Raw genomic sequence first — 11913 nt, forward strand, 5'->3', positions numbered from 1 at the left:
CGCGATCTGCTCTAGCGGGACAGCAGCGATGCCCGGCCGGGTCCGGCACCGCACCGCCTGTCGGGCCGCATCCGCCGTCAGCGCCGGCGCCGCGGGTCCGATGCCTCGGCCATCTCCGGCATCTGGACCGGGGCGCGCTGCGCCATCATGCCGTCCGCCGGCTCCGGCCGGGTGCGGGTGATGGTCATATCGGCGCCGCCGCCCGAAAGCTTGGCCTCGCCCGGGTGGCCGAAGCTGCTGCCGGGTTCATAGGCCAGGCTGCGGTCCTGGCCACCGCCGGTCATCCGCCGGAAGCCGCCGCCCGCCAGATTGTCCCGCGGGGCGCCGCTCCAGCGGACCTCGAAATGCTCGCCACCCTGCAGGACCTGCATCTCCTGCGCGACGGCACCCTGCCCCTGCGCCGCGCCGATCAGGGCAGCCAGCGCCAGGGCGGACCACATGCTGCGTGACATCATGATGTCTCCTCCGTCGCGGCTATCCGGGCCGCGTTGACGGGCGGAGACCTACCGCCGGCCTGTCGTGCCCGATGTGCCTGCGGGCACACCGCATGCCGGCTGGCGCTTCCAAGCAGCGCCGCGCAGGATGTGCGCCTGGGGAGCGACGGAGGGACCATGCGCCCGCTCGAATTCGGCTGGTACCTGCCGACCAATGGCGACACCACCTGCTATGGCGAGGGCCCGGCGGTGGTGCCGGCCGGCACGGCGATGTTCGACCGCGTGGTGGCGGCGGCCGAGGCGGCGGGCTTCGAATACATGCTGGTCCCTGTGGCCGGCCCCTGCTGGGAGGCCTGGATCACCACCGCCTTCATGGCCGGCCGCTCCGCCTCCATCCGCATGCTGGTCGCGGCCCGGCCGGGCTATGTGAATCCGGTAATGCTGGCGAAGATGGTCACGACCTTCGACCAGCTGACGGGCGGGCGCATCGCGGTGAACCTCATCGCCGGCCAGTCCGAGGCGGAAAACGCCGCCGACGGCATCCGCTACGGCAAGGAGGAGCGCTACGCCCTGATGGCAGAGGAGGTCGCCATCATGAAGGCGCTCTGGACCGCAACGGGTCCGCTCGACTGGGAAGGGCGGTTCCACACCCTCCGCGGCGCGCGCGTCATCCCGCCGCCCATCCAGCAGCCGCATCCGCGCTTCTACCTCGGCGGCGGCTCCCACCAGGCCTGGGAGATCTCGGCCGCGCATGCCGATGTGCACCTGTTCTGGGGTGACCGGCCGGATGCCATCGCGCTCCAGATGGCGGAGATCCGCGCCATGGCACGGGCGCATGGGCGGGAGGAGCACCTGGGCTTCGGCATGCGCCTGCAGATCATCTGCCGCGAGACGGAGCAGGCAGCCTGGGCCGCGGCGGAGGAACTGGTGCGCGGCGTCGGCGAGGACCGCAGCCGCGCGGTGCAGGCCAATATCGCCGGCTCGGTCGCCAATCAGCGCGTGCAGGCGCTGCTGCGCGAGACGGGCGGGTTGATTGCGCCGAATCTCTGGGCCGGCCTGGCGCGCGCGCGGCAGGGGGCGGGCGTGGCGGTGGTGGGCGACCCGGCGCAATGCGCCGCCGCGCTGCAGCGCTTCATCGATATCGGCTGCCACAGCTTCTGCCTCTCGGGCTACCTGCATGACGAGGAGGCGACGCGCTTCGCGCGCTGGGTGCGGCCGATCCTGCTGGAGCGGAATGCCGGGCGGATGCGCGCGGCATAGCCCGCACCCGGCGGCAGCGGAGGGAGATTCACATCCCTCCGCGATCCGCCCCGGCCGGAGCAGAGCGCGGGACGCCATGAGCGACCGGGCGCTTGGATCCGCTGGCAAAGCCAGGGGTGCAGCGGATTGCCGTTCGATTTCGAACGCACTTCGCTGCAGGCGGGTCACGCTTGCGGCGGGTGCACCGCCAGCCAGTGCCGCGCGATATCGGCCCGGCGGCACACCCAGACATCCCGGTGCCGGCAGACATGGTCGAGGAAGCGCTCCAGCGCCGCCGCGCGCGCCGGGCGCCCGGCCAGCCGGCAATGCAGCCCGACCGACATCATCTTCGGCGTCCTCGTCCCCTCCCGCCGCAGGAAGTCGAAGGCGTCGGTCAGGTGCCGGGTGAAGCCGTCATTCGCGGTGAAGCCGGGCGGCACCGCGAATTTCATGTCGTTGTTGTCGAGCGTGTAGGGGATGACCAGCAGCGGCTTGCCCGCCGCCCGCACGTAATAGGGCAGGTCGTCGGCGTAGCTGTCGCTGTCATAGAGGAAGCCGCCATGCTCCGCGACCAAGCGGCGGGTGCGCAGGCTGATACGGCCGGTATACCAGCCGACCGGCTTCCGGCCGGTGGTCCGCTCGATCACCTCGACGCAGCGGGCGATCTCGGCGCGCTCCACCGCCTCCGGGACATTCCGGTAGTCGATCCAGCGCCAGCCATGGGAGGCGACCTCATGCCCGGCCTCCGTGAAGGCGCGCGCGACGGTCGGGTTCAATTCCAGCGCCCGACCGACGCCATAGATGGTGAGCGGCAGGTTGCGTTCGGCGAAGAGGCGGAGGATGCGCCAGACGCCGGCGCGGGCGCCGTAGTCGAACTGCGTCTCGGTCGAGAGGTCGCGCTCCTGCCGCGGCGTGCCGCCCGGAACCTCATGCAGGTAGAGCTCGCTATGGGCGTCGCCGTTGAGGACGGTGTTCTCCCCGCCCTCCTCGTAGTTCAGCACGAAGGAAAGGGCGAGGCGCGCGCCACCCGGCCATTGCGGATCGGGCGGATTGGGGCCGTAGCCCAGGAAGTCGCGGGGGTGCTCGGTCTCGGCGGCGAGGATGTGCAGGGCGTCGGTCATGCCGGTGATTCTCGCGCGGCGGCCGCACCCCGGCAAGAAGAAGGGCGCCACCCTCGCGGATGGCGCCCCCCGGTCATCGGTCCGTCCGACCGGTCAGTTCCTGCTCTTGTCGACCAGGGCGTTCTGCTTGATCCAGGGCATCATGCCGCGGAGCTTCTCGCCCACTTCCTCGATCGGGTGCTCGGCCAGGCGGCGGCGGGTTGCCTTGAAGCTCGCCTGGTTCACCTTGTTCTCCAGCATCCAGTCCCGGGCGAACTTGCCGGTCTGGATGTCCGCCAGGACCTTCTTCATCTCCGCCTTGGTCTCCGGCGTGATGATGCGGGGCCCCGTCACGTACTCGCCGTACTCCGCGGTGTTGGAGATGGAGTAGTTCATGTTGGCGATGCCGCCCTCATAGATGAGGTCGACGATCAGCTTCACCTCGTGCAGGCACTCGAAATAGGCCATCTCGGGGGCGTAGCCCGCCTCGACCAGCGTCTCGAAGCCCGCCTTGATCAGCTCGACCAGGCCGCCACAGAGCACCACCTGCTCGCCGAACAGGTCGGTTTCGCACTCCTCCTTGAAGGTCGTCTCGATGACGCCCGAGCGGCCGCCGCCGATGGCGGAGGCATAGGAAAGCGCGATCTCCAGCGCGTTGCCCGAGGGGTTCTGCGCCACTGCGACGAGGCAGGGGACGCCGCCGCCCTTCTGGTACTCGGACCGCACGGTGTGGCCCGGGCCCTTCGGCGCGATCATGAAGACATCGAGGTCGGGGCGCGGATCGAGCAGGTTGAAGTGCACGTTCAGGCCATGCGCGAAGGCGATGGCCGCACCTTCCTTCAGGTTGGCGTGCAGGTGCTCGCGGTACAGGTCGCCCTGCAGCTCGTCGGGCGTCAGCACCATGGTGACGTCGGCCCATTTCGCCGCCTCGGCCGGGGTCATCACCTTGAAGCCGGCCGCCTCGGCCTTCTTCCAGGACCCGCCCGGGCGCAGGCCGATCGCCACATCGGCGACGCCGGAATCGCGCAGGTTCATCGCATGCGCGTGCCCCTGGCTGCCGAAGCCGATGACCGCGACCTTCTTGGCCTTGATCAGGTTCACATCCGCATCGCGGTCGTAGTAAACGCGCATGGCTGCGCCTCTCCCTCTCTCAGGATTCCATTCAGGCCAGCAGGCCGCCGGGACCGCGCGCGATGGCGACGACGCCGGTGCGCGAGATCTCGGCCAGCCCGATCGGCCGCATCAGCTCGATGAAGGCGTCCAGCTTGTCGCCGGCGCCGGTCATCTCGAAGACCAGGCTTTCGGTTGTCGCATCGACGACGCGGGCGCGGAAGGCATCCGCGAGGCGCAGTGCCTCCATCCGGTTCTCGCCCTTGCCCACCACCTTGATGAGCATCATCTCGCGCGCGAGGTGGGGCCCCTCCAGCGTCAGGTCGCTGACCCGGTGCACCGGCACCAGCCGGTCGAGCTGCGCCTTGATCTGCTCGATCACCATGTCGGTGCCGGAGGTCACGATGGTGATGCGCGACAGCCGGCGGTTCTGGTCCACCGGCGCCACGGTCAGGCTCTCGATGTTGTAGCCGCGGCCGGAGAAGAGGCCGACGACGCGCGCCAGGATGCCGGCCTCGTTCTCGACGAGCACGGCGATGGTCGCGTTGCGGAAGGTGGTGTCGCTGGGGCTGGGCATCGGGGCATCACGGGCGAGAGGGAAGGTCGCGGGGTGGCAAGGCCACCCCGCCGGGCTGCGGGAGGTCCGGCCGGGTCAGACCAGGACCTTCCCCTCATCCGTCACGCCGGCAACGCCGCCGGTCTGGCCGGGGGCCAGGATCATCTCGTTATGCGCGGCGCCCGAGGGGATCATCGGGAAGCAGTTCTCGTCCTTGGCGACGGCGATATCGGCGATGACCGGGCCGGGATGCGCCAGCATCTCGCGGATGCCGGCATCGAGGTCCTCGGCGCGCGTCACGCGGATGCCCCGCGCGTGGAAACTCTCGGCCAGCTTCACGAAATCCGGCAGCGCGGCGGAGTAGCTCTCGGAATACCGGCTGCCATGCAGCAGTTCCTGCCACTGCCGCACCATGCCCATGTATTCGTTGTTCAGGATGAAGACCTTCACCGGCAGGCGGTACTGCGACAGCGTCCCCATCTCCTGGATGTTCATCAGGATCGAGGCCTCGCCGGCGATGTCGATCACCAGCGCATCGGGATGCGCGATCTGCACGCCCATCGCGGCCGGCAGGCCATAGCCCATGGTGCCGAGCCCGCCCGAGGTCATCCAGCGGTTCGGCTGCTCGAAGCCGAAATACTGGGCGGCCCACATCTGGTGCTGGCCGACCTCGGTGGTGATGTAGGTGTCGCGCCCCATCTCCCGCGTGATCTCGTACAGGCGCTTCACCGCGTGCTGCGGCTTGATGATGCTGCCCTGCTGGACGTAGGCCAGGCACTGCTTGCCGCGCCATTCCTCGATCTGCCGCCACCAGGCGGCGAGCGCCGCCTTGTCCTGCTGCGCGCTCTCCTCCTTCCAGGCCTCGATCAGCGCCGCCAGCACGCGGGCGGCATCGCCCACGATCGCCACATCCACCTTGACGTTCTTGTTGATGGAGGACGGATCGATATCGGCGTGGATCTTCTTCGAGTTCGGCGAGAAGGCATTCAGCCGCCCCGTCACCCGGTCGTCGAAGCGCGCGCCGATGTTCAGCATGACGTCGCAGCCATGCATGGCGAGATTCGCCTCATAGGTCCCGTGCATGCCGAGCATGCCGAGGAATTGCGGATCCGTGGAGGGATAGGCGCCGAGGCCCATCAGCGTGTTCGTGCAGGGCATGCCGGTCATGCGCACGAACTCGGTGAGCAGGCGGGAGGCCTCAGGGCCGGCATTGATGACGCCGCCGCCGGAATAGACGACCGGCCGCTTCGCGCCCTTCAGCAGCCGCACCGCCTCGCGGATCGGGTCGGCGCCCGGCTCGGTCTGCGGGCGGTAGCTGCGATGCGGGGCCTGCGGCGCCTCGGCATAGGGGCCCTTGCCGATCAGGATGTCCTTCGGCAGATCGATCACCACCGGACCCGGCCGGCCGGACTTCGCGACATAGAAGGCCTCGTGCACCGTGCCAGCGAGTTTGTTGATGTCCTTGACCAGGTAGTTGTGCTTGGTCGCGGGCCGGGTGATGCCGGTGGTGTCGGCTTCCTGGAAGGCGTCGTTGCCGATCAGATGGGTCGGCACCTGGCCGGTCAGGCAGATGACCGGGATGCTGTCCATCAGCGCATCCACCAGGCCGGTGACGGCATTGGTCGCGCCGGGGCCGGAGGTGACGAGCACCACACCCACCTTGCCGGTGGAGCGGGCATAGCCCTCGGCCGCATGCACCGCCGCCTGCTCATGCCGCACCAGGATGTGGCGGATGGCGTTCTGCTGGAACAGCGCGTCATAGAGCGGCAGGACCGCGCCGCCGGGATAGCCGAAGATGACCTCTACGCCCTGGTCCTTCAGCGCCTGGAGGACGATCTCCGCACCGGTCATGGTGCGGGCCTCGGTCTGGGTCTGGAGGGTGGCGGACATGGGGTCTTCCTCGGGCAATGCGTCGCCGCCCGGCGGGGGCCAGTGCGGCGAGGGGCGGAGGGTTACGCCCCCTGCTGCGCCGCGTCAACGCCCCGAATCAACAAACGCGAAGATTTCCGGCGCATCGCTTTCCTGAAATTGCGCCAAACCCTCAATCCGCGCATGGATGATATGCGTCACGCTCGGGTCGGCGAGCCGATGGTGGCGGAACCAGGTGGCCTGGCGCTTGGTATATTGCCCGGTGTTCAGCACCGCCCGCTCCCGCGCCGCGGCTAGGCTCATCCGGCCGGCGAGATGCGCCAGCAGTTCCGGGACGCCATGCGCGCGCATGGCCGGCAGGGCGGGATCGAGCCCCTGGGCGCCGAGCGCCCGCACCTCTTCCAGCGCGCCGCCGGCCAGCATGGCGTCGAAGCGGCGGGCGATGGCGGCGCGCAGCGCATCGCGCGGCGGGTCCAGCAGGAGGGCGGCGAAGCGCCAGGGGAGGCCATGAAGCGGGGCGGGACCGGTCGTGCCCCCCTCCCGCTGCCAGGCGAGCAGCCCCCTGCCCGTCCCCCGCCAGACCTCGAAGGCGCGGGCGATGCGCTGGCTGTCGCCGGGCCGCAGCGTCGCCGCCGTCTCGGGGTCCGCTTCCGCCAGCCTCGCATGCAGCGCCGGCGCGCCGAGCTCGGCCAGCAGGCTTCGCGCCTCCGCCCGCGCCTCCGCCGGGACAGGCGGGATGGCGGAGAGCCCCTCGGTCAGCGAGAGGAAATAAAGCCCTGTGCCGCCGCAGAGGATCGGCAGCCGCCCCGCCGCCCGCGCCGCCGCCATGGCCGCCAGGGCCTGTTCCCGCCACCAGGCGACGCTCGCCGCCTCCGCCGCCGGGCGGATACCGTAGAGGCGGTGCGGCACGAGTGCCTCTTCCTCGGGCGTCGGGCGCGCGGTCAGCACCCGCAACTCGCGGTAGAGCTGCATGGAATCGGCATTGATGACGGTGCCGTCCAGCCGCTCGGCAAGGCCGAGGGTGAGGGCCGATTTCCCGCTCGCGGTCGGGCCGGCGACGATCAGCGCCGGCGGCCCGGCATCATGCGCCTGCGATTGCGTCATGGGCCGGGCTTCGCCATAGAGCGGGCCGTCGCCGGGCCACCCCCGGCGGCGCCTGTCCGCTCGACCCCCATGCAGGGCGCCGCATGTCCCAGATCCTCACCCTGGTCGCGCCCCCGGGCGGCCTCAGCCAGCCCCTCCTCCACCGGGTCCGCGATGCGCTGCAGGCGCTCGGCGCCACCGCCGGCGCGCCAGACTGGCTGGCGCCGGAGGAGGCCGCCGACCTGCCCTTCGATGGGCTGGCGGCCGAGCAGGCAATCGCCGCCGCGACCACGGCGCTGGACGGCGCCCTGGTGGACGCCATCGCCACGCCGGCCGAGGGCCGGCGCAAGCGTCTGCTGCTGGCCGATATGGACAGCACGATCGTGACCAGCGAGACGCTGGACGAGATCGCCGCCTATGCCGGGCTGAAGGAACCGATCGCCGAGATCACCCGCCGTTCCATGAATGGGGAGCTGGATTTCCGCCAGGCGCTGATCGAGCGCGTCGGCATGCTGCAGGGCCTGCCCATCTCGGCGCTGGAGCGGACCTGGGAGGCGACGGCGCTGACCGCGGGCGCGCTGGAACTGGTGGCGACCATGCGGGCCAATGGCGCGCATTGCGCCCTCGTCTCCGGCGGCTTCACCTTCTTCACGGGCCGCGTCGCGGATCTGGTCGGCTTCCATGCGCACTACTCCAACACCCTGGAGATCGCGGATGGCAAGCTGACCGGCAAGGTGGGGGAGCCGATCCTGGACCGGGATGCCAAGCTCGCCACGCTGAAGCGCCTGGCCGCCGAGCACGGGCTGCCGCTGGAGGCGGCGCTGACGGTGGGTGATGGGGCGAACGACCTCGCCATGATCCAGGCGGCCGGGCTCGGCGTGGCCTTCCGCGCCAAGCCGGTGGTGGCGGCGGCGGCGCGGGCCAGGGTGGATCATGCCGATCTGCGGGCGCTGCTGTTCGCCCAGGGCTACCGGGCGGCGGAGATCATCGGGGGCTGAGGCCCCGCGCCCCGCTCTGATCGGCTGGTCGCCCGGCGGCCTCGCCGCCCGGTCCCCGGCCTGCCGTCCGCCCCCAGGCCGGTCCGCGCCAGACGACCAGGCGCGCCGGCAGGCCCAGCACGCAGCACAGCCCCTCCTCCGCCCAGACCATGTCCAGCCGCCCCTGCAGCTGCCGCATCACCGTGCTCTCGATCAGGCTGGTGCCGAAGCCGCGCCGCGCCGGCGGGGCCGCGACCGGCGGTCCGCCCTGCTCGCGCCAGACCAGTTCCAGCCCGCCCGATGCCGCGTCCCGCGACCAGGTGACGGAAACCCGCCCGTCCGCGACCGAGAGCGCGCCGTATTTCGCGGCATTGGTCGCCAGTTCGTGGATCACCATCGCCACCGGCTGCACCGCATCCGGCGCCAGCCCCACCTGCGGCCCGTCCAGTTGCACGGCGGAGTCCAGCCCCCCGGCGCCGCGATAGGCCGCCAGCTCCTCGGCCAGCACGGCCCGCAGATCAGCGCCGTGCCAGCGCTCCCGCGCCAGCAGCGTATGCGCCCGCGCCATGGCGGCGATGCGGCCCGTCACCGCCTGCTTGAAGGCGGCCGGGTCCTCGGTACGGGTCAGCATCAGCACGGACTGCACCACGGCGAGCGCATTCTTGGCGCGGTGGTCCACCTCCCGCGCCAGCAGCAGCTTCGCCTCCTCCGACCGCTTGCGGGCGGTGATGTCGACGGCCGAGGGGATCAGATGGGTGATGCGCCCCGCGGCATCACGCAGTGGCGCGATCTGGAAGTCGATCGCCATGCGGCTGTCGCCGGCCATCCGGACCTCCACATCGAAGCGGTCGGCCTCGCCGGCGGCGGCATGGGCGCAGGCATCCCGCAGCCGGGCCTGCACCGCCGGGTCGTGCGACCACCAATAGGCCTCCCAGAAGGGCCGGCCGCGCACCTCCTCCAGCGTGAGGCCGGCCGCCTCCAGCGGGGCGCGGTTGGCATCCAGCACCGTGCCGTCGGGGGCCAGCACGCCGACGAACACGAAAAGATTGTCCAGCACGCGGCGGAGCATCGCCTCGCTGTCGCGGAGCGCCACCTCGGACGCGACACGCTCGGTCACGTCTCTCAGGATGCCGGTCACGAAGCGGCGGCCGCCCGCCTCGAAGCCCGCGACCGAGGCCTCGATCGGGAATTCGCTGCCATCGGCGCGGCGCGCGAGCAGGCCACGGCCCGGGGCCATGTAGCGGGCGGTCACGCCGAGATCGCGCCCCATGGCCGCCAGCCGCGCGGGGTGGCGCGCCGCCTCCGCCGCCGGCATCAGGATGCCGAGATCGCGGCCGACCAGCGCCTCCGGCCCCGGATGGCCGAACATGCGGGCGGTGGCGCGGTTGGCGAAGACGATCCTGCCATCCTCCGCCGCCACCACGATGGCATCCAGGGCGGTGTCGACCACCGAGCGGAGCCGCGCCTCGCCCTCGGCCAGCGCCTCCTGCGCCTCGCGCATGGCGGTGACATCGGCGACGCTCTCCGCCACCGCGACCGGCCGCCCGGCGGCGTCGCGCCGCAACGCCATGCGCGCCGCGACCACCACCTGCTCGCCATCCCGCCGGCGGTGGCGCAACTCGCCCATCCACTCGCCTTCGCGTGCCAGCACGGCCTCGATCTCCTCCGGCGGCACCGGGAAGACCGTGCCGAGCAGGTCGCGCACATTGCGGCCCAGCGCCTCGGCGGCACTCCAGCCATAGAGCCGCTCGCAACCGGCCGACCAGAAGCGGATGGTGCCGTCCGGGTCGCGGGCCATGAAGGCCGCCAGGTCGAGCGTCGCCAGCAGGTCGCGCAGCCGCTCGGCATTGTCGGCCAGGGCCGCCTCGGCCATGCGCCGCTCCGTCACGTCCTGGCAGGCGCCGAACACGCGCCGGACCCGGCCCGCGGCATCGCATTCGGGCGAGGCCAGTTCCTCGACCAGCCGCACCGTGCCGTCCGGCCTGATGATGCGATGCTCCACCCGATAGGGCGCGCCATCCCGTAGCGCCGCCTCCAGGGCGGTGCGCAGCCGCGCATGGTCGCCCACCGGGATGGCCTCGAAGACCCGCGCGACGGCGATGGTGGCGCTGCCCGGCCGCAGGCCGAAGATGCGGTAGGTCTCCTCGGTCCAGCGCAGCGGGCAGGAATCGAGGTCGGCAGGATCGGTCAGCTCCAGCGTCCAGCCGCCCACGCCGGTCAGTTGCTGCGCCGAGGCCAGCATCGCTTCCTTCTCGGCAAGCGTGGCGAAGGCCTGCCGCTCGGCCTGGCGGCGGTGCTCCAGCGCAGCCTCGGCGGCGGCGAAGCCGCGGCGGAGGGAGTCCAGTTCCGCGACCGGGGCCGGCGGCAGGTCGGCCGCCGTTCCGTGCGGTCCCTCGGGTTCAAGCGCAATCGCCCGGGCATGCTCGGCAAGGCGCGCGACCGGCCGCAGCAGCCGGCGGGCGAGCAGCAGGGAGAGCGCGCCGGCCAGGGCGAGCGCCAGGGCGATGCCGCCGGTCATCCCGAGTAGCGGACGCGCCCAGCTGTCCCGGTAGGCCGCGTAGGGGACGGAGACTTCCACGGTCCAGCCCGGCACGATCCGCAGCGCGGCGATGGCGAAGAGCCGATCCTGCCCGTCCAGCCCGACCCGACGGATCACGCCGCCATGATTCGCGGCAATCAGGGCCACGATCTCCTGCGGCAGGGTGACGCCGCGGAACCGCCCATCCGAGCGGCCGATGATCGTCCCCTCCGCATCGACCAGAACGGCGAAGGCGCCCCGCTCCAGCCCCTGCGCGGCCAGCAGCGCATCGAAGCGCTCGGGGTCCAGCGAACCGCCCACGGAGAGCACAGGCAGCGCGCCATCGGCGCGCAGGACGGGGACGGCCAGGGCGACGACCGGCCGCCGCACCAACGGCCCCGTCATCAGCCTCGAGACCACCGGCTGCGCCTCGGCCACCGCTTCCCGCAGCACGTCGCCGGCAGTGCCGGTCTCCGGCAGAGCCGCGCCGGGCGGCACCTGGTGGTGCAGCAGGAACCGGCCCTCGGCATCCCCGACCGCGATGCGCATGCCGGTGGCGGCGGCGACCCGCCCGGCATGCAGATGCGCGGCGGCGAAATCCACGATGACGGCGCCATCCCCGAAGGCGGGTGAGGCGGCGAAGGCGCTCAGCGCCTCGATGCGGCCGAGGATCTCGGCATCAACCGCAAGGGCAAGGCCCCGCGCGGTGTCCCGCAGCCGCGCCGTGTAGGCGTCCTGATAGGCATCCACCGCCAGCCAGACGGCCGTACCGCCGGCGACAAGCGCGGGCACCAGGGCGGCGAGCACCAGGGCGACGACATGCAGCCGCAGCCCCGGGGCCCTGCGCCTGGCGGGTTGGCGTAACACCCCCGCCTTGGGCCGGGCGCCAGGATAGTCGGGCACTGAATCGGGCATGTCCACCCTGCGGCGACCAGTGACATGGCCCAGGCAGGCTGTCGCGCTGCGCAGGGTGATGCCCGGAGCCCATCTGGTTCCAGAACGGTAAGATCAAATGATTTTGTATACC

9 protein-coding genes are annotated in these 11913 nt (G+C 71.5%); 2 read left to right on the forward strand and 7 right to left on the reverse strand.

Going from position 1 to position 11913, the window contains the following annotated elements:
• Positions 1 to 77: 77 nt before the first annotated feature.
• Positions 78 to 452 carry a hypothetical protein gene (locus LHA35_RS02005; RefSeq protein WP_226603815.1) on the reverse strand — a complete coding sequence of 125 codons (375 nt, stop codon included), beginning with the start codon at positions 450 to 452 and terminating at the stop codon, positions 78 to 80.
• Positions 453 to 611: 159 nt separating this feature from the next.
• Here LHA35_RS02005 and LHA35_RS02010 point away from each other — a divergent pair, with 159 nt between their 5' ends.
• Positions 612 to 1694: an LLM class flavin-dependent oxidoreductase gene (locus tag LHA35_RS02010; RefSeq protein WP_226603817.1), complete on the forward strand. Its 1083-nt coding sequence runs from the start codon at positions 612 to 614 to the stop codon at positions 1692 to 1694.
• Positions 1695 to 1858: 164 nt separating this feature from the next.
• Here LHA35_RS02010 and puuE read toward each other — a convergent pair whose 3' ends face one another.
• From puuE to miaA, 5 genes are all read right to left on the reverse strand, one after another.
• Positions 1859 to 2794, reverse strand: coding sequence for an allantoinase PuuE (gene puuE / locus LHA35_RS02015; RefSeq protein WP_226603819.1), 936 nt, complete (start codon positions 2792 to 2794; stop codon positions 1859 to 1861).
• A gap of 93 nt (positions 2795 to 2887) precedes the next feature.
• A complete protein-coding gene (gene ilvC / locus LHA35_RS02020) occupies positions 2888 to 3904 on the reverse strand; it encodes a ketol-acid reductoisomerase (protein ID WP_226603821.1) in 1017 nt (338 codons plus the stop codon).
• 31 nt (positions 3905 to 3935) lie between these two features.
• Positions 3936 to 4460, reverse strand: a complete 525-nt coding sequence (gene ilvN, locus LHA35_RS02025) for an acetolactate synthase small subunit (RefSeq protein WP_226603823.1) — start codon at positions 4458 to 4460, stop codon at positions 3936 to 3938.
• 75 nt (positions 4461 to 4535) lie between these two features.
• A complete protein-coding gene (locus tag LHA35_RS02030; protein ID WP_226603826.1) occupies positions 4536 to 6329 on the reverse strand; it encodes an acetolactate synthase 3 large subunit in 1794 nt (597 codons plus the stop codon).
• 84 nt (positions 6330 to 6413) lie between these two features.
• Positions 6414 to 7412: a tRNA (adenosine(37)-N6)-dimethylallyltransferase MiaA gene (miaA, locus tag LHA35_RS02035; protein WP_226603828.1), complete on the reverse strand. Its 999-nt coding sequence runs from the start codon at positions 7410 to 7412 to the stop codon at positions 6414 to 6416.
• An 83-nt stretch (positions 7413 to 7495) separates the two neighbouring features.
• On the opposite strand from miaA, the gene serB reads away from it, so the two are divergent.
• Positions 7496 to 8389, forward strand: a complete 894-nt coding sequence (serB, locus tag LHA35_RS02040; RefSeq protein ID WP_226603830.1) for a phosphoserine phosphatase SerB — start codon at positions 7496 to 7498, stop codon at positions 8387 to 8389.
• On the opposite strand, the gene LHA35_RS02045 is transcribed toward serB, so the two are convergent.
• On the reverse strand, positions 8376 to 11753 hold the full coding sequence (locus tag LHA35_RS02045; RefSeq protein WP_226603831.1) for a PAS domain S-box protein: 3378 nt from the start codon (positions 11751 to 11753) through the stop codon (positions 8376 to 8378). The two genes, serB and LHA35_RS02045, sit on opposite strands and share 14 nt — an antisense overlap.
• Positions 11754 to 11913 lie beyond the last annotated feature (160 nt).

It is taken from the genome of Roseicella aerolata, from assembly GCF_020523605.1.
Classification (GTDB): Bacteria; Pseudomonadota; Alphaproteobacteria; order Acetobacterales; family Acetobacteraceae; genus Paracraurococcus; species Paracraurococcus aerolatus.

Excerpts from the sequence above, each read along its gene's own strand:
- LHA35_RS02005 (WP_226603815.1), bottom strand. The coding sequence starts at position 452 with ATGTCACGCAGCATGTGGTCCGCCCTGGCGCTGGCTGCCCTGATCGGC.
- LHA35_RS02010 (WP_226603817.1), top strand. The coding sequence starts at position 612 with ATGCGCCCGCTCGAATTCGGCTGGTACCTGCCGACCAATGGCGACACC.
- puuE (WP_226603819.1), bottom strand. The coding sequence starts at position 2,794 with ATGACCGACGCCCTGCACATCCTCGCCGCCGAGACCGAGCACCCCCGC.
- ilvC (WP_226603821.1), bottom strand. The coding sequence starts at position 3,904 with ATGCGCGTTTACTACGACCGCGATGCGGATGTGAACCTGATCAAGGCC.
- ilvN (WP_226603823.1), bottom strand. The coding sequence starts at position 4,460 with ATGCCCAGCCCCAGCGACACCACCTTCCGCAACGCGACCATCGCCGTG.
- LHA35_RS02030 (WP_226603826.1), bottom strand. The coding sequence starts at position 6,329 with ATGTCCGCCACCCTCCAGACCCAGACCGAGGCCCGCACCATGACCGGT.
- miaA (WP_226603828.1), bottom strand. The coding sequence starts at position 7,412 with ATGACGCAATCGCAGGCGCATGATGCCGGGCCGCCGGCGCTGATCGTC.
- serB (WP_226603830.1), top strand. The coding sequence starts at position 7,496 with ATGTCCCAGATCCTCACCCTGGTCGCGCCCCCGGGCGGCCTCAGCCAG.